The organism is Leuconostoc citreum, from assembly GCF_004354555.1.
Lineage (GTDB): Bacteria > Bacillota > Bacilli > Lactobacillales > Lactobacillaceae > Leuconostoc > Leuconostoc citreum.
On the sequence record NZ_PUFH01000002.1, the window covers coordinates 1 to 25360 of the forward strand.

The 25360-nt window shown below is 40.0% G+C and carries 25 protein-coding genes; 7 read left to right on the plus strand and 18 right to left on the minus strand.

The genetic code is table 11. The features are described 5' to 3' along the window. Window positions 1-301 precede the first annotated feature (301 nt). The 3 genes from C5L21_RS00500 to menB form a co-directional block, all read right to left on the minus strand. A complete protein-coding gene (locus C5L21_RS00500) occupies window positions 302-1480 on the minus strand; it encodes a pyridoxal phosphate-dependent aminotransferase (RefSeq protein ID WP_085699498.1) in 1179 nt (392 codons plus the stop codon). 10 nt (window positions 1481-1490) lie between these two features. Beyond that, window positions 1491-2282, minus strand: a complete 792-nt coding sequence (locus tag C5L21_RS00505; RefSeq protein ID WP_004909553.1) for a carbon-nitrogen family hydrolase — start codon at window positions 2280-2282, stop codon at window positions 1491-1493. A gap of 99 nt (window positions 2283-2381) precedes the next feature. Further along, a complete protein-coding gene (menB, locus tag C5L21_RS00510; RefSeq protein ID WP_004903637.1) occupies window positions 2382-3215 on the minus strand; it encodes a 1,4-dihydroxy-2-naphthoyl-CoA synthase in 834 nt (277 codons plus the stop codon). Window positions 3216-3255: 40 nt separating this feature from the next. Here menB and C5L21_RS00515 point away from each other — a divergent pair, with 40 nt between their 5' ends. Further along, window positions 3256-3630 carry a PaaI family thioesterase gene (locus C5L21_RS00515; protein WP_085699496.1) on the plus strand — a complete coding sequence of 125 codons (375 nt, stop codon included), beginning with the start codon at window positions 3256-3258 and terminating at the stop codon, window positions 3628-3630. Window positions 3631-3645: 15 nt separating this feature from the next. Here C5L21_RS00515 and asp3 read toward each other — a convergent pair whose 3' ends face one another. The 4 genes from asp3 to C5L21_RS00535 form a co-directional block, all read right to left on the minus strand. Continuing rightward, entirely contained in the window at window positions 3646-4677 is a 1032-nt protein-coding gene (asp3, locus tag C5L21_RS00520) for an accessory Sec system protein Asp3 (RefSeq protein ID WP_085699494.1), read from the minus strand. Window positions 4678-4680: 3 nt separating this feature from the next. Further along, window positions 4681-6207 carry an accessory Sec system protein Asp2 gene (gene asp2 / locus C5L21_RS00525; protein WP_085699492.1) on the minus strand — a complete coding sequence of 509 codons (1527 nt, stop codon included), beginning with the start codon at window positions 6205-6207 and terminating at the stop codon, window positions 4681-4683. 3 nt (window positions 6208-6210) lie between these two features. Further along, on the minus strand, window positions 6211-7695 hold the full coding sequence (asp1, locus tag C5L21_RS00530) for an accessory Sec system protein Asp1 (RefSeq protein WP_085699490.1): 1485 nt from the start codon (window positions 7693-7695) through the stop codon (window positions 6211-6213). Window positions 7696-7798: 103 nt separating this feature from the next. Further along, window positions 7799-8431 (minus strand): GNAT family N-acetyltransferase, encoded by a 633-nt coding sequence (locus C5L21_RS00535; RefSeq protein ID WP_048801882.1) that lies wholly within the window; start codon window positions 8429-8431, stop codon window positions 7799-7801. 131 nt (window positions 8432-8562) lie between these two features. Between C5L21_RS00535 and C5L21_RS00540 the strand changes: the two genes are divergently transcribed. Continuing rightward, the gene (locus C5L21_RS00540; RefSeq protein ID WP_004906311.1) at window positions 8563-9108 is read left to right on the plus strand and encodes a TetR/AcrR family transcriptional regulator; all 546 of its coding nucleotides are present in this window, start codon (window positions 8563-8565) and stop codon (window positions 9106-9108) included. Here C5L21_RS00540 and C5L21_RS00545 read toward each other — a convergent pair. The 11 genes from C5L21_RS00545 to C5L21_RS00595 form a co-directional block, all read right to left on the minus strand. Beyond that, window positions 9105-10256 carry a thiolase family protein gene (locus C5L21_RS00545; RefSeq protein WP_085699488.1) on the minus strand — a complete coding sequence of 384 codons (1152 nt, stop codon included), beginning with the start codon at window positions 10254-10256 and terminating at the stop codon, window positions 9105-9107. The two genes, C5L21_RS00540 and C5L21_RS00545, sit on opposite strands and share 4 nt — an antisense overlap. Further along, window positions 10253-11533, minus strand: coding sequence for a class I adenylate-forming enzyme family protein (locus tag C5L21_RS00550; RefSeq protein ID WP_004903651.1), 1281 nt, complete (start codon window positions 11531-11533; stop codon window positions 10253-10255). Before C5L21_RS00550 ends, C5L21_RS00545 begins: the two co-directional genes overlap by 4 nt. A gap of 63 nt (window positions 11534-11596) precedes the next feature. Then, on the minus strand, window positions 11597-12169 hold the full coding sequence (locus C5L21_RS00555; protein WP_085699486.1) for a xanthine phosphoribosyltransferase: 573 nt from the start codon (window positions 12167-12169) through the stop codon (window positions 11597-11599). Window positions 12170-12181: 12 nt separating this feature from the next. Continuing rightward, window positions 12182-13105, minus strand: a complete 924-nt coding sequence (locus C5L21_RS00560) for a magnesium transporter CorA family protein (protein ID WP_085699484.1) — start codon at window positions 13103-13105, stop codon at window positions 12182-12184. Next, the gene (locus C5L21_RS00565) at window positions 13089-13553 is read right to left on the minus strand and encodes a GNAT family N-acetyltransferase (protein WP_004903658.1); all 465 of its coding nucleotides are present in this window, start codon (window positions 13551-13553) and stop codon (window positions 13089-13091) included. The genes C5L21_RS00560 and C5L21_RS00565 overlap by 17 nt, the downstream gene beginning before the upstream one ends. Window positions 13554-13649: 96 nt before the next feature. Beyond that, the gene (locus tag C5L21_RS00570; RefSeq protein WP_133285975.1) at window positions 13650-15323 is read right to left on the minus strand and encodes a glycerophosphodiester phosphodiesterase family protein; all 1674 of its coding nucleotides are present in this window, start codon (window positions 15321-15323) and stop codon (window positions 13650-13652) included. 121 nt (window positions 15324-15444) lie between these two features. Then, window positions 15445-16284: a YidC/Oxa1 family membrane protein insertase gene (locus tag C5L21_RS00575; RefSeq protein WP_004902205.1), complete on the minus strand. Its 840-nt coding sequence runs from the start codon at window positions 16282-16284 to the stop codon at window positions 15445-15447. Then, a complete protein-coding gene (gene rnpA, locus C5L21_RS00580; protein WP_004902207.1) occupies window positions 16281-16631 on the minus strand; it encodes a ribonuclease P protein component in 351 nt (116 codons plus the stop codon). Before rnpA ends, C5L21_RS00575 begins: the two co-directional genes overlap by 4 nt. 126 nt (window positions 16632-16757) lie before the next feature. Further along, window positions 16758-16892, minus strand: coding sequence for a 50S ribosomal protein L34 (rpmH, locus tag C5L21_RS00585; protein ID WP_002816117.1), 135 nt, complete (start codon window positions 16890-16892; stop codon window positions 16758-16760). A gap of 205 nt (window positions 16893-17097) precedes the next feature. Beyond that, a complete protein-coding gene (locus tag C5L21_RS00590) occupies window positions 17098-17814 on the minus strand; it encodes a YebC/PmpR family DNA-binding transcriptional regulator (RefSeq protein ID WP_004902218.1) in 717 nt (238 codons plus the stop codon). A gap of 96 nt (window positions 17815-17910) precedes the next feature. Continuing rightward, the gene (locus C5L21_RS00595; protein ID WP_012305457.1) at window positions 17911-18444 is read right to left on the minus strand and encodes an rRNA large subunit pseudouridine synthase E; all 534 of its coding nucleotides are present in this window, start codon (window positions 18442-18444) and stop codon (window positions 17911-17913) included. A 489-nt stretch (window positions 18445-18933) separates the two neighbouring features. On the opposite strand from C5L21_RS00595, the gene dnaA reads away from it, so the two are divergent. From dnaA to gyrB, 5 genes are all read left to right on the plus strand, one after another. Further along, a complete protein-coding gene (gene dnaA, locus C5L21_RS00600) occupies window positions 18934-20280 on the plus strand; it encodes a chromosomal replication initiator protein DnaA (RefSeq protein ID WP_004905133.1) in 1347 nt (448 codons plus the stop codon). Between the two features lie 185 nt (window positions 20281-20465). Next, window positions 20466-21599 (plus strand): DNA polymerase III subunit beta, encoded by a 1134-nt coding sequence (gene dnaN, locus C5L21_RS00605; protein WP_085699480.1) that lies wholly within the window; start codon window positions 20466-20468, stop codon window positions 21597-21599. Window positions 21600-21739: 140 nt separating this feature from the next. Next, entirely contained in the window at window positions 21740-22204 is a 465-nt protein-coding gene (gene yaaA / locus C5L21_RS00610; RefSeq protein WP_004902231.1) for a S4 domain-containing protein YaaA, read from the plus strand. Next, window positions 22186-23322, plus strand: coding sequence for a DNA replication/repair protein RecF (recF, locus tag C5L21_RS00615; protein WP_004902234.1), 1137 nt, complete (start codon window positions 22186-22188; stop codon window positions 23320-23322). The genes yaaA and recF overlap by 19 nt, the downstream gene beginning before the upstream one ends. A 21-nt stretch (window positions 23323-23343) precedes the next feature. Further along, window positions 23344-25353: a DNA topoisomerase (ATP-hydrolyzing) subunit B gene (gene gyrB, locus C5L21_RS00620; RefSeq protein WP_004902237.1), complete on the plus strand. Its 2010-nt coding sequence runs from the start codon at window positions 23344-23346 to the stop codon at window positions 25351-25353. Window positions 25354-25360: the final 7 nt, after the last annotated feature.

Genomic DNA, 25360 nt, shown 5'->3' on the forward strand with positions numbered 1-25360 from the left:
TTATTTCGTCGCTTACTTTCGCTCGCATCGCTTTCGCTTTTTGACAACTTTATTACTATACTTTATTCTTCTCGCTTTGTCAACTACTTGCTCGCGTTCTTTTTCACTCGCTCACACCGTTGCTCTCTTTCGCTCTTAAGAACATATACTAATATACCAACCTTTTCCCCCCTCGTCAACTACTTCCTTTACTTTGTTTTTACTCTTCGTTTTATCTTCCTTATCCTCTTGATTTCCCCTTGCCTCGTTCGCTTTCTGCCTGTGAATTTATCAAAAAAGCGCACAATGTTCTTTTTTATTCTCAAAATAAATTAAGTGCCTTAATGCGATTTGCTGCTTCGACTAATCTGTCTTCGGTAATAGTTAACCCAACACGGACATAACCTTCACCGGCATCCCCAAATCCAGAAGCATCTGCTACAGCAACATTCGCCCGATTCAATAACAACTCAGCAAATTGTGCCGATGTATATCCTTTCGGTACCGGCATCAAAACATAGAATGCCCCTTTTGGTACATACGGCTCCCAATTAAAGCTACGTACAGCATTAATGAATGCGTTTCGGCGTGATTCATAAACTGCCTGTAATTGTCCTACGGCATCTGTCCGTTGCTTACGCTGAGCTAATGCCGCAATCGCCGCATCCTGAATTGCTGGAAAAATAGAAACAAACAGATGGTCTTGAATCAAGTTGAGCGCAGCAATCATATCAGCATTGCCAACTGCAAAACCAACACGCCAACCAGCCATATTGAACGTCTTGGAAAAAGTATAGGTCTCAATACCAACACTTTTGGCGCCTGCTGTTTGTAAAAATGACAGTGGCTGGTTACCATCAAAACCAATTGCCCCATAAGCAAAGTCGGACACAATACCGACTTGATGTTCCTCAGCAAAAGCAACTGTATCTTTATAAAATTGTGCTGTAGCGACTGCCCCAGTTGGATTATTGGGGTAATTCATATATAAGAATTTTGCCTGTTGAGAAACACCATTGGGAATGGCTTGATAATCAATCAAAAAATCGTTAGCTTCTTTAAGCGGTATACGCGTCACATTGACCTGACCTAACACAGCACCTGATAAGTAATCAGGATAACCTGGGTTTGGTAATAGCAATGTTTCGCCTGGGTTCATTAAAGCCAAGGGTAGTTCTACTAAACCAATCTTACTACCTGCTAAAATAGCTACTTCGCTATTTGGATCCAGTGTGACACCATATTCAGTACGATAAAAATCTGCAATTGCTTCTTTAAAGCGCATTTCACCACGGAACGGTGAGTATTTATGGTCAGCTGATCGCCCTGTTGCCTCTTGCATCGCTTTAACAATATAATCGGGTGTTGGCATATCCGGATTGCCTTGCCCTAAATTGATAACATCTTCACCCGCTGCAACCTTAGTATTAACTTTGGCAACAAGCGACGCAAAAAACTGTTCTGGTAGTTGTTTTAATAAATTTGACTCTGAAAAATGCATGCTTGTTCTCCTAATGATATAACGTTGGTCGGCGATCATTGAACACAGGTATTTCGCCACGAATTGCCTGTTCTTGACTAATATCAATGGTACGAATTAACAATGCTTCTTGCGTATCGGATGCTTGCCCAACAATATGGCCTAAGGGATCGATGATTAATGAACGACCGCCAAAAATATTGTCATCATCATGCCCGACACGGTTTGCTGCAATAACAAATGCTTGGTTTTCAATGGCACGTGCCTGTAGCAAAATTTGCCATTGCGCAATGCGTTGAATAGGCCATTCAGCCACGATATACAGTATTTCTTGTGGGCCAACTGCCATCATTGTTCGCAGCCATTCTGGAAAGCGGATATCATAACAAATCGCACCTGCAGATGGGATACCAGCCAAGGTGAAGACATTAGTAGTACGTCCGGCTGAAATAAATTTTTCCTCCGCCATTAAACCAAAAAGATGTAACTTATTATAGGTTGATACCTGATGCCCATTTTTATCGTAGACAAACATTGTGTTATAAAACGCATCTTGCTGACGTGTGGCAACAGAGCCACCAATAATGTTGATATGATATTGACGTGCTAATTGGCTTAACAAGTCTTGCGTTTTGACACCCTCTTCGTCTGCTAAGTTAACAAGTTGTTCTAAGGCATAACCGGTACGCCACATTTCTGGATAAATCAAAACATCCACACCAGCTTCTCCGGCCTTTTGTGCGTACTGCGCCACTGTCAACTGATTAATGTCTGGCTGAGCTAAAGCAATATCTATCTGAGCAATCGCCACTGTTAATTTCATAGCACACACTCCTTATGAGCTATTTTGCAACAAATGAGATTTTTTGTCAATATTTTATCATCTTAAACTCATTTTAAAATAAAAAACGCCTACTGGCGTTTAAGGAAATTTTGGAAACTGGTCAAAATCAGGTTGTCGCTTTTCTTTGAACGAATCGCGCCCCTCTTTTGCTTCGTCAGTTGTGTAATAAAGCATCGTTGCATCACCCGCAAATTGTTGTAACCCAGCTAGCCCGTCTGTATCGGCATTCATGGCTGCCTTAATAAAGCGCAACGCTGTCGGTGATTTGGTTAACATTTCATCAGCCCAAGCTATTGTTGCTGTTTCAACTTCGGCCAATGGGACAACTTTGTTAATCCAATTCATTTGATAAGCTTCGTCAGCACTGTACACATGATTCAAGAACCAGACTTCTTTTGCACGCTTATGTCCAACGACACGAGCCAAATAACCCGAACCATAACCTGCATCGAATGAACCAACTTTTGGTCCTGTTTGCCCAAATTTAGCATTATCAGCGGCAATTGTTAAATCAGCAACTAATTGCAGGATGTTGCCACCACCAATCGACCAGCCTTTAACCATGGCGATGATTGGTTTAGGGATGACACGCATTAAGCGTTGTAGATCCAAAACATTTAAACGTGGAATGCCATCGGCACCAACATAACCACCATTCCCACGTACTTTCTGATTACCGCCAGATGAGAATGCTTGGTCTCCAGCACCTGTTAAAATAATAACCCCGATATGGGCGTCATCTCGTGATATAGTGAATGCATCAATCATTTCAGCAACCATACCAGGGGTAAATGCATTGTGCGTTGCGACATCGTTCATCGTGATTTTAGCAATTTTGCCAGGATTCTGGCCATCAGCATTGACTTCAAATAAAATTTCGTTGTACGCTTTGATAGCGTGCCATGTTGTCATAATATGTTATACTCCATTTCAGAAAGGGGATTTTTGTCCTATGAATATTATAGAACTTTTGGGCCTAAAAACCACATTAATATCAGCAGAAAAAACCATTGTCTCAGTATCTGTTTCAGATAAACTTATGCAACCATACGGCATCGTACATGGTGGTGTCAATGCACTCCTAGCAGAAACAGCAGCTTCTTTGGGAGCCAAAGCAACTTTACCACCAGAATATATTCCTGTTGGCGTAGATATTCAAACACACCATCTCAAAGCCGTGTCTGCCGGCCATCTTATCGCTACTGCAGAGCCTATCAATATCGGTCATAGCATACAAGTTTGGTCAGTCACGATACAAGAGCAAACAGCCAATATAGTAACAAGCTTTAGTACCGTCACAATTAAGTGTCAAAAAAACAACAAATAACACGAATTCTACGTGTTATTTTTTATTTGCCGTAAAAAAACGCGCAACCGCATTTTTCTTGGGATGAGCTGCATCATAAGCGGCTTGCAATCGTACTTCTTCCGGTGTCGGTGTCTCGTACGTTAGCATATCCAGTCGCTCATACTTAGGTCTGATTACCTGAACCGCCAACGTGTAGTTTGGTGCAATTGGGTTACTTAAATAATTCACACCAGTGACTGCACGTTCAAGTCGCAAATCTGGTGCTGGTACTAAATTAACATCCTCACTGATTGTTGCCAAACTCCCCTTAAATTGACTTTGATAATACAATGCGGCGTAACTAGATATCGGCCCATAACCAATAAATTCGACGCGTCGTGCATGTACTTGTTTACGTGCTTGTTTAATAGCCATTATCACTGCTTGCTCATCTTGTCGATAATAACGTGCATTGATAGCACTACTAGCAATATATTGTACCGCTTGCTGTGTTTCTTTCACCCAATCAGACATATAATCAGTGACCTGATCTTCCGGCTCGGAGAAAATGACACGCAATGTTTTTGACGTGATTTTTGCTGGTATTTCAATATAACTATAAAGATTTGGCGCTATCCTTTGGTCATCATCACGTAAAATGCCCTTTTTTTGTGGTCGAATGGCAATATTGTGGAAAATAAAACTACCAAGACCAGCCGACACCAAGTCAATGGTGTAGAAAGCATAGTTATCTGGGACTTTGATCACCACTTCATCTTTATTTTGACTTGTTGTCATCAAGGTTTGATACTGATCATCATAAAATGTCACCGTCAAATAAGCAAACATACGCTCACTATTATCGATGTGCTTAATAAATGCGTAGGTCTCACCACGCAATAACTGTGGTAAATCTGCAAGCCGTTGATTTTGACTGCTATGTTGTGATTGCCAAGAAACAATTGTGCGACCACTAGGCAAAAAGTAATTTTCATAATAAACATCATCACGTGCACGAAAATCAACCGTAGCGCCTTGTAATTCCAGCAATTGTGTTTGCGGCGTCCAATAAACTTGATATTGCATCTGTTAGTTTGCCTCCTGCCGTAAATCATCACGTAGCTTAGTGAGTTCTGCCGTTATAAATGCAACCATCTCAGGTATTTTTGCTGTATGCGGTCCTTCGGCAATAACATGTGTTAGTGCCACATCACGTGTAGCCCAAAAGGTTAATAACTGCTGTAAGCTTTGTCCATCATATTCATCTTGTGACATCGTAAATAATGACACTGGAATTTTTGACCAGTCGACATTTTGTATGTGTTCCCAAAGAATTTGATTTAGCGCTTCAGTATCATCTAGGGCCATCCGCCCAGCTAAATAGCGACGCAAATCTAACGTCCAATCTTGATTAAATTCCCTAGGAAACTCTGGATTGGCGGTCATGGTGCCAATGTTGATAATCGGTTTAGCAATAACGATTGCACCAGGTTTAATGTCAGCAGCATAGTATATTGCTGGCAAACTCCCCATGGAATAACCTGTCAAAATAACCTCTTGAGCAGATAGGTGCAACGCCGCCATAGCTTGATGGATAATTTCAACGACTCTCTCTTCATAATGTTTTGTACCAATTTCAAACGCACCACCTTGAGTTCTTGTATCAGTAAATAACAAAAACGGTGTGCCTAGTTCTCGCATTGGTCCTAACATCTCAAAGCCATCCACATGCAAACGCAAGCCTGAGAAATTAACAATCAGGGGGCCTTTGCGATCACCAGGATTGAAGTAACTCATAATTTCTTCGTTCTCTTCTGTCAGTTCCCAATGATCACCAGGTAACAGCAACCCAAAGCCATGCCTACTCTGACGTTGATGCAATACATGTAAGTCCAGTCCGCCCTTACCACGTGCATAAACTAACACTTGATAATCTTGATAATCTGATACATCCCCAATTGTGTTCAAACGGCGTAACGCATCCCCTGAAATTGTTTGTGTCGTTTGTATCTTGCCTTGATTAAAGAAAACAAATTCAAGTTGGACTTCTACAGTTCCGCTTTGTTCATAATCGAGCCAAACGTCATGAGCTTTTGCTATTGCAAAGTCAGTTGCATACGTTTTTAATTGGCCAATTTGTTGCCATTTTGTGCCAAAATTACCATTAAATTGTGCTGAAAAACGGCCCTCTCGCTTAAAATGCGTATTGTTAGGCGGCAGTGGGATAAATTGTGTTTCACTAAAGCGCGTTTGAAAACCAACTTGCCTAAGCTGTAAGTCAGTTAGAATACGCGAAATGATGGCTTCCGGCGCTTTTTCTGGCAAATGAAAAGCGCGTCGTTCATCTAAGATATGTTGAAAATCATCTGTGATGTCTTCGGCAAAATAAAGTGTTCTATATGCCGGCCATTCGCTAATCTGGCTAGATAATAACGTACTATCTAATATATTATCGGTAAGTAAGACATAAGTTTGCTCTAGCACATACGGGTCACGTTGTTGTGCCAAAAAGGTTGGTAAATCTAACACTGCCGTATAATGCCAGTCTATATGATTGTGATTAATCTTTGGCGTCCAATCGGTTGCACCAATTTGTAGCACTGAAATATCTGCCATGGCTCATTTACCTGATGCCTTTCGTTGCTTAATCTGATTAAAAACTTGCTGCCACTTAATCCACAACATGTCGTCTTGATAATTAGCCCCTATCGCCTGAGAGGTTTCTCTAACAGCCTGCTGATTGTACCGCCCTGTTAAATAAGATACTAGTATTTCTTGCAACTGATCTGAATTTTGAATGATTTGTCCATTCTGATTTGGCTTCACGTACGGTGTTTCGATACGATTAATTTGTGGCACATCATGACTAATAGCCGCTGTTTGTAGAAACTGTTCTGGCGCTGGTGTTAAGTCCATTAAAAGGCGTGCATTGCTGAGATAACGTAACCGACTAGCTTCATCTTGTTGTGATAAAAACTGATATCGTGCTTGATGGGCTTTTTGGCTGTGTTCATCAACTAGACCGTGCACATTAACAGCTTGTTGGCTATCCAAGAGAATCAGGTCATCAAACGCGCGATGATCCTGTGTTGTCTCAATTAAGAGTAACCATTTTGGATAGGCTAACATTAAGGCACGCATAGCATCAAACACTTCATTATCTATTTCAGGTGCATACCAGTATACTGTGGTAATTGGCGCTGGTGTTTGGACAGGTAAGGCCGTCGTTGCATAAGGCGGAATAACTGCGACTGCTGTCTGATCATCAAATTGTGAATTGATAGTCTCCAACTGTTGCTGGGTATCAACGACCGCAAAATCAACTGTACCAGAAATCTGGAGCAATAGTTCTTGTTCTAACTGCGGTACTGTACGTTGGGTTTGGTAACTTAAAATAATCGCCTGTTTAGGGGCAACTTTATTCACTAAAAAGATAGCTGTTTGACTTTGTGCTATGATCAAAGTATCTTCATCAGGCAAATCATGAACGTGATAAGCTACTACTTCAGCAATTAGTTCAGCCATATTTTTAAAAGTCGTTTGGGGTGTCCAAGATTGTTGGGTTGTGACTGCTCCTGTCAGACAATCTTCTTGGACGGCAACCGCGCCGCTGGGCGTTAGGTAATCTCGCCTCGTTGCCCGGCCATGATTATCAAGCGTTGTTGCACATGAAATAAAACCACGATCATCGAGGATTAATTCTTGCACGCGTTCACCCGCCTCAAACAAATCAATGCGATCGTAACGGGCATGCGTGACTTGATCAAGCCACACCGTTGCATAGTGCTTTTTTGCGACACGAACAACGACACGATCAGACATCTCAATAAATTCAGCGGCATCTGGCCAATCAATATCCATCAAGGCTATCGGACTATCATACTTCAATTGAACGCGTTGCAACACATCATAGGCAGACCATATTTGGGCAGATTCAATTTGGCCATGAAAAAGAATCTGTCGTAGATTTGGTAAATAGTCAACTACAACTAATGCGACTGCTTGTCCTTGTGACAGAAAAAGCTGCACTTGATGAACTGTGTCGTTGAATTCTGGCAAACGCCTCTGATAAGCGTGCCAATCAGGAATAATATGCAATGTCATCGTTCACCTCTCACGAATAGGGTACCTGCTTAAATAAGCTACCATTATTGCTTACTATTATACCAAATACGACGGATGACTTTTACCGATATCCTGTAACCTTTTAAGTGAGGGTTCGCACCAATGACCAATTGCTAACTTGACTGCCATTAAAATACAGCATGCGCTCATCTACAACTTGAAATTGATTTTTTTGATAGAAACTAACATTTCGTGGTGTATTGGTAATTAATGATAACGTTTTAGCACCATGTGCTTTAGCATATGGTATGACAAATGCTTCCAAAGTACGTGAGCCAATTTTTTGGCCTTGATGTACTGGATTTACGGCCAACAAATTCACATGCCAATTTGTTTGTGGCTTTTGTTGTGGCAATTTTTCTGCTTTATCTAACATCGTTAAAAATTTACCAAGTTGATTGCCTATAAAGTATGGCACTAATTGCCAGCCACCTGCTTGAATATATTGCCACATATTGGCCGACGGCATGCGCTCGTTATCTAGCACTACAACCGACAAAATTTGTTGCCCGTCCTCTAAAACAAAAACTTTATTTTTTGCAATACTTGCCGCTAAATGCACATCGTGTAATCGTTTTAAAAACTGATGAAAATCTGCCGCTTGTTTAAATGTCTGACCAATTGTTTGTTGATACAGGTCATAATCTTTAAACGCATCTGCTACTAATTGGGACAAGTATTTTACTTCAGGTTGTACAGCTAATCGAAAGTTCATGTGTCACCCCTTTATAATTGAATTTATTAGATTATCACAAGTTTAACGTTATATTTGACGTGTTACAATGAACACATCTTTACTTTTTGTTGATTAAACAACATATCTAATGAAATTGAGGCCCTTTAGTCATGGATCGTAGACAAAATAAAACACAAGCACAAATTAAAGCCGTTTTCGTTACCTTGCTGGCCGAAATGCCCATTGAAAAGATAACTGTTTCACGCATTGCTGACTTAGCTAACATTAATCGTGGCACATTCTATCGACATTATAAGGATGTCTATGATTTACACGACCAAGTTTTATCTGATTTAATGACTGATATGACGCAAATCTTTAAAGCCACTTATCCTTCAGAATCTACTTACCACGATGATTTTAAAACGCTAAGTTATCTATTAGTCACTTATATTGAGCAACACAAATCAACTGTTGCTGTCTTGCTTAACCACCCGCAAGCAGGTGCCCAAGCATTCAGGCAAGTTAAAAGGGCCTTTATTCAAAAAGTATTGCTACTCGAAAAAGACCGCCCTAATAATATACCAAGTCTTGTTGAAATTGATTTTATTGTTTCTGGTATCATGGGGCTCGTCACGGATTACGTATCACAACAGTTAACCCTGACTGCCGATGAACTATATGAAGAGATTTACCGTCTCCTACAAAAGTTTTAAACTTGCCAGTGTTGATTTCCTATCAGCATGCTCATCCCCATACCACCAGCAACACATAGCGTGGCAATACCCAACGCCGGTTGTGTGATGCGATTTAAACTATTCAATAATCGCGCAATCATAATGCCACCCGTAGCACCATAGGGATGACCATAAGCTAACGCGCCACCTAATGGATTTAATTGTTCATCGGTAATTTTTAACGCTGCTTGGCATAAAATACTTTGCACGGCAAAAGCCTCATTAAGTTCCACAACTGCAATATCAGACATATTTAGTGCATATTTGTCTAATAACTTTTGTGTGGCAGCAATTGGACCCAGAATGAATTTTTCAGGCGCAATGCCTACGGTCGTATGCCCTAAATAATACCCCGCCATTGCTTCCCCTGTTTGACTTCCCGTCATCAGCACCGTTGCCGCACCATCATTAATCGGACAACTATTGCCCGCAGTCACCGTACCACCAGAACGAAACGCCGGCTTCAATTGGTGTAATTTACTAAGCGAGGTATCAAATCTCGGACACTGGTCTTGTGTGATATTGACTGACGCCTGACTAAAAGGAACAATTTCAGCATTGATTTGCTTATTTTCAAAAGCTTTTTTTGCTTTTTGATGGCTGTTGCACGCGTAATTATCCTGTTGCTCGCGTGAAATGTTATAACGAGAGCTCATATTTTCCGCCACAATACCCATGTCTAAGTCCAGTTGCCCTTCTGGTACCATTGGAAAGCGTTTAAGTGGCTCATTTGTTTCTCGATCAATTGTCACATAACTACGGGAAGTACTTTCGACGCCACCCGCAACGACTAATTTGGCATCCTGATTCAAGATGGCTTGGGCGCCGGAAGCAATAGCCACCAAACCAGAAGCACATTGCGCATCTATAGTATAAGCTGGTGTGCTCGAACCTATCCCAGCGGCTAAAGCTGCACGACGTGCAATATTTCCCCCTTGATTCGTGACATTGCCTAAAATGACTTGATCAACCTGCTTTAAACGATGTGTTGATAGCATGGCTACCTGCTGTTGTAACAAATTAGCAACAAGTGTCTCAGGCGACTGTTCTGTGTATAAACCATTAATTTTACCAATTGGGAGACGTTTTGCACTTAATATGCCTACCGGTGTTGTCAAGTTATTCATGTCCATTCTCCTGCCACGTATCGCAAGGCTAATTGCGTTCGTGAAATTTTTTGTTGCTTTGTTTTTGGGATCTCAGATACAAAAATGTATTGGCTTGGGCGTTTATAAGCTGGGGTCTGCTCTGCCATCACCATTTGTAGCTTATCTAAGGGCTTATTTGTGACCACCATAGCAACAATTTTCTCACCATAAGTGCTGTCTGGCACGCCAAAGACAACCGCTGCCGTTGTGATTGTTTGCAAAATGGTTTCAAGTTGACTAGGATAAATTTTATTGCCACCATGATTAATGACATCACTTGCGCGACCGTAAACAAATAGCTGCTCATCTTGATAATCGCCTACATCATCTGTCTCAACAAAGGTTATTTTTTGTGTTGATCCTAAATAGCCACTAAATAGATAGGGACTAGCAACTGTGATATGTTGGTTTGTAAATGTTAGTTCAACATCCGCAAACAGTCGGCCAACTTGGTTGACCTTTTTTCCGTGCATCAAGTTTTGAAAAGCAATTAAACTGGTCTCCGATGCCCCATATAATTCGTATAGTGCCTGTTGCGGGTATAAGCGATGCCAATCTCTGACTAATGACGGTGTTAATTCGCCACCGCAAGAAACAACCCCTTTAACCTGTGCATCATCCGCCCAACCACGATATTTTGCTGTCATGAAGGTTGGTACAGTGTAGACTAACGTTGCTGACGTCAATTGCTGCTGTTGCTGACGTGTATAGCAATAAAATGTTTTACCAAGATATAAGCTTAATAGTAAACTATGCAATCCGAGCGACGTAGCCATTGGACTCGTTGTCATCACCCCTGCATAGTCAGTCATTTCGAATGCTTTTTCACATTGTTTAAAACCAAGCTGCCAGGACAACCAGTCACGTTGATAAAATTTAGGGGTTCCGGTTGTGCCCGAGGTCATACCTAAAAATAGCAAGTTTGAGCGAGTAATAGGCTTTTTTTTACTGACAGCGCAATCGTCTAGCCACTGCCAGTCTATTGCAGACAATAAAGTAGCTAGTTGTGGCGCCTCTCTTTGATTAACTACCACAGGTACGCAGCCTGCTTTATGAATGGCTAAAAACTGACTAATAAATGTGAGGTTACTTTGTGCAATTAAAACCACATATGGCGCATTGAATTGATGCGCCTTATAAACAGCTGCCACTTTATCTGCCAGTTCGCCATAATTGTATGCCCGCCCGTTATCTACAATTGCCGTTTTGTTTTGATATTTTTGAACCAATTTTGCAAAATCAAAATCACGTGTCATATTTCCCCTTAATATTTCCGGATAACCTAATGAAAAACGATGTTTCACGTGAAACATCGTTTTTTAAGCCATAAAAGTTATCTGCCCATTTTCAAAAGCAGCAATCCGAGCTAGACTTTCAACACGTATGCCAGCCTCGTCAAGTAATTGACGACCTTGTTGAAAAGCCTTTTCAATCACAATACCAGCCCCAACGATTTCTGCATGGGCTTGTGTGACGATAGCTACTAACCCAGCAACAGCCTGTCCGTTAGCCAGGAAATCATCAATAATCAAAACGCGCTCCCCCGCTGTTAAAAAACGTTGATCGATCATAATATGATTTGTCGTTTGCTTTGTAAAAGAATAGACATCGGCAATCCATACGCCGTCTGGTAATGTTAGCGATTTGTTTTTTCTAGCAAATACCACGGGCACATGCAAAGCTAAGCCGGTCATTACCGCTGGTGCAATACCTGAGGATTCAACTGTTAAAATCTTATCAATAGCAACATGACGGAAAATCGTTGCAAATTCATCCCCTATTTTCTGCATTAACTCAGGGTCGATTTGATGATTCAAAAAGGTATCAACTTTCAAAATGTCCTTTCCCAAAATACGGCCATCTTGACGAATACGTTCTTCTAATAGTTTCATAATACTCCATTTTTATTTTCGAAAAAAACCATTTAATGCCAATAAAAGACTTACCAAGCCCATCAGTAAAACGGTGATTACAATAGATACCCACCAGCCTTCTTGAATATCAGCAAAGGGTAACCACTTCACATTTTCACCGTAAAAACCACTCACGATTGTTGGCACAGTTAGCACAATTGAATAAACAGTTAAGACTTTCATTGTCCAGTTTAAGTCACGATTACTTAGATTACCATAAGCGTCTGACACTGAATTAATAACAGCCATGGCCAAGTCTGCCATGTGCTCAGCCTGTCCCACTTCAACACGCACATCATCAATATGCTCCAGTTCAAAGGCTTGCATCTCTAGTCGATAATCCTGCTTAAAGGCATCTAGCATCACATGGTTATTAGCCAATGAATTTTGAATATAAATCATTTGCGTCTGTAAGCGCAACAAGTCATTCATTTGTTTTGTCGTACGTTTTTGATGACCAAATTGCGCTTGGATAACACGACGTTTACGATTAATTTCGGTGACTTGCTCAACATAACGTGTCATCAAAGAATAGAGACCAGTCATAATAAAATCAATGGCAGTGATTTCCTCATCCGTTGCACGCTTTTGCCGATTTTTTGGCGCCAACAAAACTGCCTGTACGTAATCTGTTACAGTATGCGAAAAAGTGTATAGATTATTATGAGCAAATAATATACCAATTGGTCGCGTCTCAACAACATCTTCATGATAGGAAATGACATCTATCACCATCAATGATTCGTCTGCTTCTTCATCATATTCCATTCGCACAGCTTCATTATGATCGACGGCATAGCCGATAATCTCATTAGTGAGTCTGTGCTGCTCAACCAAGGTTAAATTATCATCTGGCGTCATGTTGGATACATGGTACCAAGTAAATTGATTAAATTGTTTAACTTTTTCTATCATCTCTATATGTCACATTTTCTGGTTTTGCTAATTTTGAATAACTGACAATCTTAAAGCCTTCACGCTCATAAAATCGGCGTGCAGCCTGGTTAACTAGCACAACTTTCAGTTCCAGCGGATGGTGCGCTTTTTGTCGTGCCCAAGATAATAACGCTGCCCCAATGCCTTGCCCATGCCAACCTACTTTGACAAAGAGCAAGTGCAAAAAACTATCCCATTCAGATAATGATGCAAAACCAACAATTTCATCATTTATCACAGCAACCCGAACAGTTTCTCCCTTACTGGCCCGCTGGAAATCTTCTAATTTTGGTTGTCGAAGCCATGAAAAATATTGTCGACGGGTTGTGAGATAAATTTGTGATAAAGCAACGACATCATCAGGCACCATATCACGCAATATCAAGTTGTTGATACCAGAAATAACCTTGTCTTGATTGTTTCCCATAATTATCTACCTACTAAATGGTCAAATTGTTCAATACATTAAAGTTTATTATAGCAGTTTTGAACTATTGAAGCGTTCTTGAGACTAAATTATTTATTAAATATTTGTTTTTTGTAACATCACCATCTGCCAAATAACGTCAGCGTATCTCGCCTGTTTGTTAAATTGTGTTAGTAGCGCCCGCGTCTGTTTAGGATAATCTGTAATATACCCCGTCACTCCGAGCGCATACGCGGTGGCAATATCAGATTTCTGATTCAAAGTCCAAACATAAAGTGCCTTGTGATACTGTGTTACACGTTGGGCCAAATTTGCGTTCGCATTTGAATACTCGATGGCGTAAAAACGACTAAACTTGGCCCCATCAATACTATTAACAACGGGAGATAACAGGCCCATAGGTTGATTCATGTGTTCTGATAAGCGTTTAATTATATTTTGATTCAACGATTGTAATTGTGCATGATTTGCTTTCAAAGCCTCACCATAGCGATTTTGAAAGTCCAATAACGCCTGTGTCGTGATTGTATCACTGATTTTTAATTCAACTAAAAGTTTTTGATGTAATTGATTAGCACGCGAAATATAATCATTAAATGAGGTTACGCTGAGTGTTTGACCTTTTGTGCGGTAACGAATTGTTTTCAATGTCTGCCACGAAGTCTCATCTATCTTGTAGCTTTTGCCATCAGTAGCCTTAATATCACCATCGTGACTTAATACATAGACCCCATCACGCGTTGGCTGAATATCAATTTCAACAAAATCAGGCTTTGTTTGTGCCACTTGTGTCAGTGTCGCAAGCGTATTTGGTGCTTGTTTTTCTGAAGCTATTCCTTTATGAGCTATGACAACTGTATTTTTATTTGGTTCCCTAACAAATTTTCCAGACAAAAAACTACTAAAAATACCAATTATCATTAATATACCCAAATAACTCACACCCATTAATAAACTTTTAGTTGATTTCGATTGTGTTTCGGGTTTAACCAATGCTGTGTAGAATAAGTAACATTGACTTGTCACAATGTAAAAATAACCAATGCCAATAGCAATGAGAGCGTTGGCTATCCAACGTTTTTGTTCGCCCACTAGGAATTGATCCAAACCTTTTTGTATCAAAAATAGCACAATTATGACGAGTGCAATGCACCCCAGCAATTTTATGCCAAAATACAATACAGACCTATTTTGCTGGCGTGTTTCCTGCCAACTTTGCTTGATATTTTTCTTCATCCCTTGTGCTGTCGTGATGGCAAAATAAGCGACTAAATATAAGCGAAAAGCTAGCCATAATAAAATCAAATAACTAACAACCGATAGACACCAAATTATTGGATTTTGAATCACATCAATAAATGTTTTTGGCATTGTCAAATAATAAGCCACTGGGAATTTAAAGCCAATTTGTGTTAACGGCACGCTCAATAGCAACATCAGTAGCACACTCAAATGTATTTGGCCAGATTTCAATGCCTTAATATAATACCGCCGATTTAACTGATGCCAAGAGAGCAACATGATTGTCACAGCTAACGTCACTAATAAACCCCAAATAACTAGATAACCGACCAGCGTGATGGTATATGTACGCCAATTTTGTGCCATAAAATGGCCTAATTTTTGCAAACTACCTGTCGCAATGTCATAAGCTGGTGGTTGAAATGACTGTAGTGTGTCAACAATCTTTGCTGTTAGCATATTAAACAAAAATAACAAACTAGCGGTCAATAGCAGTAGCTGGCCATGATGCAATCTCTCTTTTATCATTCTACACACTCCAAATTTATGATTATTAGGTTAGCATACCACGTTTACACGGTGTCGTCTTTAGAATAATAAAAAGCCATGTTACTGATTTCGTAACATGGCTTTTTATTAATTCTTATAATTAACGCTTAGCACTACGCTTTGCTTTTTTAATTTTACGTTTCATATCGCGTTCTTTTTGCGCCGCTAATTCACGTTCACGACGAATCTTAAATGGATTCTGTAAGAAGAACGTTTGAATTGTTTGGAATAAGTTTCCGACAACCCAGTAAAGTGACAAAGCACTTGGTACAGCCATCGCTGAGAAGAAGATAACAACTGGAAAAATATATGGCATCGCTTTTGTCATACCATTTTGTTCCGGTGTTGATTGCATTGACAGCCAAGATGAAGCAAAAGTAAAGACTGCAGCCAGCACTGGCAACACATAATAAGGGTCATGACTACCTAATTGTAACCATAAAAACTTACCAGATTTTAAAACTGGTGAATTATAAATTGATTGATACAAAGCAAACAATACTGGCATTTGGACAATTAATGGCAACATTGAAGCAAACGGATTAACACCCTCTTTTTTATAGAGTGCCTGTTGTTCAGCCATCATTAATTGACGACTTTCAGTATCTTTTCCAGGATACTTGGCTTGCAAGGCTTTTAATGCTGGTTGCACAACTTGCATCTTCATCATTGATTGAATCTGATAAACCATTAATGGCAAAATCAAGAAACGAATCAGAATTGTGAAAACAATAATGCCTAATCCATAATTATTGCCAAACCATGCTGAGGTGCCTAATATTGACGACGTAAAAGCAGCCACAATGGCGCTCCAAAAGCTATTAGAAGCAACATGCCCTTTAAATGTTAAACTAGCAACAATAATAATGGCCAACGCAATAATCGCAAGAATAATTGGTAATGGGCCAATCCTTTTTAAAATGTTCTCAAAACGTTTCATTTATCTTCTACTTTCAATATATCAGCTAACTTTAGCACATGGATAATCTGTTCTTTAATAAATTTTTGGCTTTGCTTAGCAACAGCCGGCCGTGCGATGACTAGTAAGTCGATATCGTGCGGTAAATCCGACTTCAATTCTAAAATACTTTGTCTGATTCGCCTTTTAACCCACACACGATCATGTGCTTTACCAACTTTTTTGCTGACCGAAAGCCCCAAACGGAAATGCTTTTGCTCGGGCTTATCAATGTGGTATACAATAAAATATTTGTTGGCTACTGACTGATGTTTATTGAAAACGATTTGAAAATCAGCAGGCTTTTTAATTCGAAAAGTTTTTCTCATTAGTTCTGGACTCTCTTGCAGGATATGTACGCGGTTATAGCCGCATGAAACTCAGTGACACGCTGTGCTTTTAGAGAAAAATCAGACGTATCGAAATAAAAAAGCCACTGCTTAGCAGCGACCTTGTTAGGCTGATAGAACCTTGCGGCCCTTTGCACGACGGCGAGCCAAAACTTTACGACCGTTGCTCGTGCTCATACGCTTACGGAATCCGTGTACGCGTTCACGATGGCGTTTCTTTGGTTGGTATGTACGCTTCATGTGTGTTCACCTCCATTCGCGATTTTTACCTGCAAAAACTTTGCAATTCGAGTTTAATCATAACATGTATTAATACCATTGGCAAGCTAATCTCAACAAATCTACGTATTGTTCTTGCTGAGATGAGACTGACACTTAAATTTTACGTTAATCTGGCATAAAATACAATAAAAAACCCAACCATAAGGGCTAGGCTTTGAGTAAATTATAATGAGACGTTATGGTGAACAGTTTGTACATCTTCATCGGATTCAAGTACATCAACTAACTTCTCAAAGGTTGCTAAGTCATCTCCTTCAAGGGTCACTTCTGCTTGTGGTAACATTGTGATTTCAGTCGTTGAAAATTCTGAAACACCACTTTGTCTTAATGCGCCAATGGCTTTATGTAAGTCACTTGGTTCTGTGTATACGACAACCTGATCATCTTGTTGCTCGGCATCACGTACGTCTACTTCGGCGTCTAGTAGCGTTTCCAATACGTCATCGGCATCATCCCCTGCAAAAACAATCACGCCAGTTTCATCAAATAGATAACTGACTGATCCGGCAGCCCCATACGTTCCACCATTTTTGTTAAAAGCAGTGCGTACGTTTGTTGCTGTCCGGTTAACATTAGATGTTAATGTATCAACAATGATCAATGAGCCATTAGGTCCAAATCCTTCATAACGGCCGGTAATAAAAGTTTCGTCTCCGGAACCACTGGCCTTCTCTAAAGCACGTTCGATAACATGTTTTGGTACCTGTGCTTGCTTAGCACGATCAATGACAAACTTTAAAGTTGAGTTTGCTTCTGGATCAACACTGCCACCTTGTTTGGCAGCAGCATAAATTTCAATACCGTACTTACTATTCACTTTAGCGGCAGCCCCATCGGTCTGCGCTTTCTTCATTTTGATATTTTCCCACTTGCGTCCCATGGTTCACCTCATTAAATTTGTTTATTTTCTTATTATAATGTTTCTTTGCCGTTTTGCATTAAAAAAATCACTCATTTTATAGTAATTAAACGCAATTCACTTAATAATTCGATACTGTCCTGGTTGCAAATCTGCCAAATGATAATCACCAATATGCGTTCGAATTAATCTTAAAGTTGGTATACCAACTGCAGCTGTCATCCGTCGAACTTGGCGATTACGACCTTCTTTTATTTTTAACTGAATAAAACTCGTTGGTTGATTTTGCCGTGTGCGAATTGGTTTTTCCCGCGCCCATAACCACTTAGGATATGGTATTCGTTTTACTTTCGCTGGTAATGTTAAGCCATCCTTAAGGTCGACACCCTGCTCAAGCTGTTTAAGTTGCGCTTTGGTGGGGATTCCTTCGACTTGTACAACATAAGTTTTGTAAGCTTTATTATCTGGATCAGTCAATGCATGGTTCAAATGCCCTTGATCTGTCAACAACAAAAGCCCCTCACTATCCATGTCCAAACGCCCAGCAGCATATACACGTGGTATATCAATATAGTCTGCTAAGGTTGCACGGCCTTCAGTGTCGGTAAACTTCGTTAAAACATTATAGGGTTTGTTAAACAATACAATCATACGCCCCATTATAACAAATATTGTGGTATTAAAAACATTAAAATTTAAGCACCTTAAGATTTTCTTTACAATTCACAATGTTATCCAAAAACAACAACAACCCTGTGTAACAACAAGGTTCTTTCATTTTTTACCCACAAGGCTATTTGGCACTTATCCACATATCCACAACTTGTGATTACAAAATTGTGGATAATGTTCATAACAAACCTCAAATATTGTCCTTACCCACTTTAGCGTGTGCACAACATTGTTTCTTTGTGGATAACTCGCACATTTGTTCGTGTTTCTATCCACATTCTGTTTATTTCTGTGTCCACAGTTGTTGATATTCTATAAAGTTGTCCTTCACCTGTGGAAAACTAATTTTCTTACTGTTATAATTATCTTTGCTACTTCTTCTTTAATTATAGAAAAGTTGACTCGTGTGTCATGCCCGACATATCGTCGTTATTTTTGTGCGCACATGATTTATTAGGAGAGATATTCGTGACCAAACCAATTACAAAAGAGGAACTATGGAATCAAATTAAAGCTAAATTCTATCAGGAAATTGGCCCCGTTTCTTTTGATACCTATATAGAACCGTTAATACCAATAACCTTAACTGAATCCAGCATTATTTTAGAAGTCCCTGCTGATGAAAGTACTGATATCATCGATAATTGGAATAAATCTTATGCCATGAGTTTTGTTCAATACGCGATGGAGATTGCTGAAGGTTTTATTAAGCCTGAGTTACGCGTAGCAGACATTTTACCAAAAACCATGCCACTGACTTCTGAAAACTTGACCTTCACACGCGAATCTGATCTCAACGAAAATTTCACATTTGATAAATTTGTTGTTGGCACTGGTAATGAGAATGCTTATGCTATCGCTCGTGCCGTTGCCGAAGATCCTGGCCGTGTTTATAATCCGTATCTTATTTATGGTGGTGTCGGTTTAGGCAAAACACATCTGATGCAAGCTATCGGCAATGCTTATTCTAAAACGACGCCTTCTGCTCGTATTAAGTATGCAACAGCAGAGGATTTTCTTAATGACTTCACTGAATCATTACGTGCTGGTGAAGGTGCAACGGCGGCTTTTAAGAAAGAATATCGTACCGTTGATTTGTTATTAATTGATGATATTCAATTTTGGTCGGGCAAAGAAAAGGTGCAAGAAGAATTTTTTAATACCTTTAATGTGCTCACTAAAACAGGCAAACAAATTATTATGACCTCTGATAAATTACCAACTGAAATTGTTGATTTGCAATCACGTCTAACATCACGTTTTGAGGCAGGCATCTCGATGGATATCCAAAAGCCTGATTTACCAACACGTGTCGCCATTTTAAAAAACCTCGCCGAGACAGATGGTCTAACGATTCCAAATGATGTCTTAGAATTGATTGCTGATAAAATTGATTCAAATATTAGAACATTAGAAGGGACGTTCCATCGTTTTGAAGCCATGTTGCGTTTCAGAAATAAGCCGGCAACCAAAGAGACTGCACAACAAATTTTAGGTGACTTAAATATTAATCAAGGCTTTAAAATTACGGTGGAGCGTATTCAACAAGTTGTAGCGGACTATTACATGCAAACAATTGATGACTTAAAAAGTACCAGCCGTAAAAAAGATTTAGTCACCGCACGACATGTTGCTATGTATCTGACACGAACATTGACCAATGAAAGTTTGCCTGATATTGGCCGCTCGTTTGGTGGCCGAGATCATTCATCAGTACTGCACGCAACCAACAAGATAACTGAAAAGGCTGAATCAGATGCTCGGACAAAAGAGATGTTAGATGCCTTAACCGATGAAATAAAAAATGGTAAATAAGCCGTGTGAATAACTTTGTAAAAACAAAGCGTTTTACACACAGTGTTGTGAACAAGCAGAATTAAGACAGCTGTTATACACAGCCGCTTATCCACAAGATAAACACCCCTTATTATTACTACTAGATCTTTTAATCTATTAATTACAAATAGGCATCGCCTTAGATACTAAAAAGGAGCATAAATATGCAATTCTCAATTAATCGTCAGGCTTTTATCAAATCACTCAATGAAATTGCACGTGCAATTTCATCACGCACAACAATTCCTATTTTGACAAATATCAAAATTGTGCTATCGGAAGACGAGCTCATTTTGACTGGATCTAATAGTGATATTTCTATTGAGACACGCATTGAACAATCAGATACAACAGCACAGCTTGTGATTAAAGAAAAGGGCGGCATTACATTACCAGCAACATTCTTTGCAAACATCGTTAAGAATTTACCAGCTGATGATTTAATGTTGGCAGTTGATGGCCTACGTGCAAATATCACTTCAGGAGCATCAGCATTTACAATTAATGGTCAAGATGTTCGTAACTATCCGCAATTACCTGAAATGGATGATGTGCAAAGTTTGAGTGTCTCGGCAGCACAGTTAATTGATATTATTTCGCAAACAAAAATATCAGCATCCACGCAAGAAAGTCGACCAATTTTGACAGGCATTCATTTAGCGCTTAATGGCAATGACGTCAAAGCTGTTACAACAGACTCACATCGTTTATCACAACGTATTGTCACGCTAACCGGCACAGAGGCACATGTCTCAGCTGATGTGATTATTCCAGCTAAATCATTCAACGAATTACAAAGTTTGCTAGAAGGGCAAGATCGTGTAGATATTAAATTATCTGCAAATCAAGCTGTTTTTGATTTAGGTCATACAACATTCTATTCTCGTTTACTAGAAGGTAATTACCCCGAAACTGATCGCTTAATTCCAACAGAGAGTACAACGGAACTTACCATGGATGCCGGTGCATTGCTTGGGGCCATTAACCGTGCGAGCCTATTGAGTCATGAAAGTCGTAACAACGTGGTACAACTCACTTTGAAAGCTGGTGTTGCGACATTAACAGGGACATCTCAAGAAGTTGGCCAAGTACAAGAAGAGTTGGTCACTAAGTCAGTTGCCGGAGAAGACTTAGAAATTTCATTTAATCCAGATTACGTTCGTGACGCACTCCGAGTATTTAGTGGTAAGCCTGTGGATGTTAAGTTCACAAGTAATTTGAGACCGTTTACATTAACGCCAGCTGGGGAAACTGATAATAAGCAGTTACAATTGATTACGCCAGTAAGAACTTTTTAATTGCTCATAGGCGTTTTAAATAATTTTATAGACAATCAAACACTTATGCTTAAAACGGCCTAAAATCGCTTAAAATCGATTTTAGGCCGTTTTTTAAAGCTATCAAGTTGAAAAAATGGTATAATACAAAGGTAACTAATATGACGAAAACTGTAAAAATTACAACTGAATATATCACACTCACACAATTACTAAAGGAAGAAAATATTATTTCTTCAGGCGGGCAAGCAAAATACTATCTTATGGATTTTCCTGTATTATTGAACGGCGAACAGGAGAACAGACGCGGTAAGAAGTTATATGATCACGATGAAATCATTGTCGGCGATGAAACTTTTATTATTGCACTAGCAGAAAATGCTGACGAATTAATTGTTGCTGCACAAGAAGAGAAGGCAGAGCGTGCAGCAGCAGCTAAAAAAACAGTGCGTGATGACCGTATTAAGGCTCAAAAAGCAGCAGCGGCTAAAGTACGTAAAGAGGCGCGTTTTGCTGAATTACGGCGTCAAAATCGGACGCGCTCAGGTGGCGTTGGTCGTCAAACTGCTACGGGTCGTAATAATAAAGGACCCAAAGGACCAGGTTCTTGGAACTCACATCACTAAAACTGGTTAATTATCGTAATTATGCCAATTTGGAGTTAGACTTTAGTCCCGGAGTGAATGTGTTTTTAGGTGAGAATGCGCAAGGCAAGACGAACTTGTTAGAAAGTATCTATGTCTTAGCTTTAGCGCGCTCTCATCGAACGAGTAGTGATAAAGACTTAATTAATTGGACAGCAAAAGAAACCACAATCAGCGGTCGTATTAAAAAAAACATTAGCGAAACACCTTTGTCTTTGCATTTTTCCAGTAAAGGCAAAAAAGCACGTGTCAATCATTTAGAGCAGTCCAAGTTATCTCAATATGTTGGACAATTAAATGTTATTTTATTTGCTCCTGAGGATTTAGAATTAGTAAAAGGGGCACCAAGCGTTCGTCGTCGCTTTATTGATATGGAATTCGGGCAAATGAATCCGCTGTATCTCTACAACATCACGCAGTATCGACGCATTTTGAAAGATAGGAACGCTTATCTAAAACGGTTGCAACTGAAACAAACTAAGGATACTGTGTTTCTGGATGTCTTAACCGATCAGCTTGTCTCAGTTGGAGCAGAAGTAATCTTGGCGCGGCAACTTTTTGTAAGGCGGTTGCAAGCAGCAGCTCAGCCTATTCATGCAGAAGTATCCAATCAGCGAGAACAATTAACACTGGTTTACCAGACAAGTATTGATTTTGAAGAGCATGCAGATTTAGAGCAAATCAAAGCAACCTTTGCAGCAACTTTAAATCGACAGCGGACACGTGAAGTGATGCAAGGTTCGACCGTAGTTGGACCTCATCGTGATGATTTACAGTTTATCGTTAATGAGAATGATGTGGCTGTTTTTGGCTCGCAAGGGCAACAACGGACAACAGCGTTGGCTATTAAATTAGCGGAGATAGATTTAATGGCACAAGAAACGGGCGAGTATCCAATTTTATTACTAGATGATGTCTTAAGCGAGCTAGATGCAAGCCGCCAAACACATCTTTTATTGGCCATTCAGGATAAGGTGCAAACCTTTATCACGGCGCCTTCTTTAAGTGATGTCGCACGGCAATTGATTCATACGCCTAAGGTGTTTCACGTGAAACAAGGAGAAATCACGTTAGAAGCAAAGCATACGTCGGAAAAGTAACAAGTACATAAAGGATTGAATATGTCTGAAGAAAATAATAATGAAATCGAAAACATTGATGGTATCGTGACAGATGATGAAGAGATTCGCAGTGCCAGCACGGTCACGGCTAATGCTGGAGATTACAATGCCGATCAAATTCAAGTTTTAGAAGGTTTAGAAGCTGTACGTAAGCGACCAGGAATGTATATTGGAACGACAACAGCCCAAGGGTTGCATCATCTTGTTTGGGAAATTGTTGATAATGGTATTGATGAGGCTTTGGCCGGCTTTGCCTCACATATTACAGTCACAATTGAAGCCGATAATTCAATCACGGTCACTGATGATGGGCGCGGAATCCCGGTAGACATCCAGACTAAAACTGGCAAACCAGCGCTTGAAACAGTCTTTACAGTGTTGCATGCTGGTGGTAAATTTGGTGGCGGTGGCTATAAAGTCTCTGGTGGATTGCATGGTGTTGGGGCATCAGTTGTTAACGCTTTGTCAACCAATTTAGATGTTAAAGTTGTCCGTGATGGGCAAGTTTATTATATGGACTTTAAAGTTGGTCGCGTAAATACCCGTATGGTTAAATTGGATGAAAAACCAACAATTGCACGTGGGACAATTGTTCATTTTAAGCCGGATGCCGATATTTTCAGAGAAACAACCACCTTTAATTACAATACATTATTAACTCGTGTGCGGGAATTGGCATTTTTAAACAAGGGCTTGCGTATCTCAATTACAGATAATCGTGCCGAAACGCCGATGACGGAAAGTTTTCACTATGAAGGTGGGATTAAAGAATATGTAAAGTATCTTAATGCCGAGAAAGTGGTTGTTTTCCCAGAGCCTGTTTACGTTGAAGGGGAAGAAAACGGGATTGTCGTTGAAGCTGCCTTACAATATACAACAGATGTGAAGGATAGTTTACGTACATTTACGAATAACATTAATACCTATGAAGGTGGGACACACGAAACAGGCTTCAAAACTGCGCTAACACGCGTTATCAATGATTATGCCAGAAAGAACGGCCAGCTCAAAGAAAATGCCGAAAGTCTAACTGGTGAAGATGTACGTGAAGGCATGACAGCCATTGTATCAATTAAACATCCGGACCCACAATTTGAGGGTCAGACCAAGACAAAACTTGGGAACTCTGATGCCCGCCAAGCAACTGATCGCATGTTTTCTGAAACCTTCAGTCGCTTTATGATGGAAAATCCCGCTGTGGCAAAGCAAATCGTTGAAAAAGGTATTTTAGCGCAAAAAGCGCGCTTAGCAGCTAAACGTGCGCGCGAAATGACACGGAAACAGTCCGGCCTAGAGATTGGTAATTTACCAGGAAAATTGGCAGATAATACGTCAAATGATCCAGCAATCTCTGAGTTATTTATTGTTGAGGGCGATTCTGCCGGCGGCTCAGCTAAACAAGGAAGAAATCGCTTAACACAAGCTATCCTACCAATTCGTGGTAAGATTTTGAACGTTGAAAAAGCAACGCTAGACAAGGTTTTGGCTAATGAAGAAATCCGCTCATTGTTTACGGCAATGGGTACAGGTTTTGGCGATGATTTTAACGTTGAAAAAGCGAATTATCATAAAGTGATTATCATGACAGATGCTGATGTGGATGGCGCACACATCCGGACATTATTGCTGACGCTATTCTATCGTTATATGCGGCCGTTAGTTGATTCAGGTTACATTTATATTGCGCAACCACCGTTGTATGGTGTTGCTTTGGGCAATTCAAAGAATCGCGAATATCTTGATTCAGATGAGGAACTAGAAGATTATTTGGCGCAGTTACCAGCAAATATTAAGCCAAAAGTACAACGTTATAAGGGATTGGGAGAAATGGACTTTGATCAGTTAGCTGATACAACCATGGACCCACTAAATCGTCGTTTATTACGTGTTGATCCAGCTGATGCAGAAGCAGCGGATAGCATATTTGATATGTTGATGGGTGATGATGTTGCACCGCGTCGTGAGTTCATTGAAGAGAATGCGGTTTTCGTCGAAAACTTGGATATTTAGTGGCAAG

Excerpts from the sequence above, each read along its gene's own strand:
- C5L21_RS00500 (WP_085699498.1), bottom strand. The coding sequence starts at position 1,480 with ATGCATTTTTCAGAGTCAAATTTATTAAAACAACTACCAGAACAGTTT.
- C5L21_RS00505 (WP_004909553.1), bottom strand. The coding sequence starts at position 2,282 with ATGAAATTAACAGTGGCGATTGCTCAGATAGATATTGCTTTAGCTCAG.
- menB (WP_004903637.1), bottom strand. The coding sequence starts at position 3,215 with ATGACAACATGGCACGCTATCAAAGCGTACAACGAAATTTTATTTGAA.
- C5L21_RS00515 (WP_085699496.1), top strand. The coding sequence starts at position 3,256 with ATGAATATTATAGAACTTTTGGGCCTAAAAACCACATTAATATCAGCA.
- asp3 (WP_085699494.1), bottom strand. The coding sequence starts at position 4,677 with ATGCAATATCAAGTTTATTGGACGCCGCAAACACAATTGCTGGAATTA.
- asp2 (WP_085699492.1), bottom strand. The coding sequence starts at position 6,207 with ATGGCAGATATTTCAGTGCTACAAATTGGTGCAACCGATTGGACGCCA.
- asp1 (WP_085699490.1), bottom strand. The coding sequence starts at position 7,695 with ATGACATTGCATATTATTCCTGATTGGCACGCTTATCAGAGGCGTTTG.
- C5L21_RS00535 (WP_048801882.1), bottom strand. The coding sequence starts at position 8,431 with ATGAACTTTCGATTAGCTGTACAACCTGAAGTAAAATACTTGTCCCAA.
- C5L21_RS00540 (WP_004906311.1), top strand. The coding sequence starts at position 8,563 with ATGGATCGTAGACAAAATAAAACACAAGCACAAATTAAAGCCGTTTTC.
- C5L21_RS00545 (WP_085699488.1), bottom strand. The coding sequence starts at position 10,256 with ATGAATAACTTGACAACACCGGTAGGCATATTAAGTGCAAAACGTCTC.
- C5L21_RS00550 (WP_004903651.1), bottom strand. The coding sequence starts at position 11,533 with ATGACACGTGATTTTGATTTTGCAAAATTGGTTCAAAAATATCAAAAC.
- C5L21_RS00555 (WP_085699486.1), bottom strand. The coding sequence starts at position 12,169 with ATGAAACTATTAGAAGAACGTATTCGTCAAGATGGCCGTATTTTGGGA.
- C5L21_RS00560 (WP_085699484.1), bottom strand. The coding sequence starts at position 13,105 with ATGATAGAAAAAGTTAAACAATTTAATCAATTTACTTGGTACCATGTA.
- C5L21_RS00565 (WP_004903658.1), bottom strand. The coding sequence starts at position 13,553 with ATGGGAAACAATCAAGACAAGGTTATTTCTGGTATCAACAACTTGATA.
- C5L21_RS00570 (WP_133285975.1), bottom strand. The coding sequence starts at position 15,323 with ATGATAAAAGAGAGATTGCATCATGGCCAGCTACTGCTATTGACCGCT.
- C5L21_RS00575 (WP_004902205.1), bottom strand. The coding sequence starts at position 16,284 with ATGAAACGTTTTGAGAACATTTTAAAAAGGATTGGCCCATTACCAATT.
- rnpA (WP_004902207.1), bottom strand. The coding sequence starts at position 16,631 with ATGAGAAAAACTTTTCGAATTAAAAAGCCTGCTGATTTTCAAATCGTT.
- rpmH (WP_002816117.1), bottom strand. The coding sequence starts at position 16,892 with ATGAAGCGTACATACCAACCAAAGAAACGCCATCGTGAACGCGTACAC.
- C5L21_RS00590 (WP_004902218.1), bottom strand. The coding sequence starts at position 17,814 with ATGGGACGCAAGTGGGAAAATATCAAAATGAAGAAAGCGCAGACCGAT.
- C5L21_RS00595 (WP_012305457.1), bottom strand. The coding sequence starts at position 18,444 with ATGATTGTATTGTTTAACAAACCCTATAATGTTTTAACGAAGTTTACC.
- dnaN (WP_085699480.1), top strand. The coding sequence starts at position 20,466 with ATGCAATTCTCAATTAATCGTCAGGCTTTTATCAAATCACTCAATGAA.
- yaaA (WP_004902231.1), top strand. The coding sequence starts at position 21,740 with ATGACGAAAACTGTAAAAATTACAACTGAATATATCACACTCACACAA.
- gyrB (WP_004902237.1), top strand. The coding sequence starts at position 23,344 with ATGTCTGAAGAAAATAATAATGAAATCGAAAACATTGATGGTATCGTG.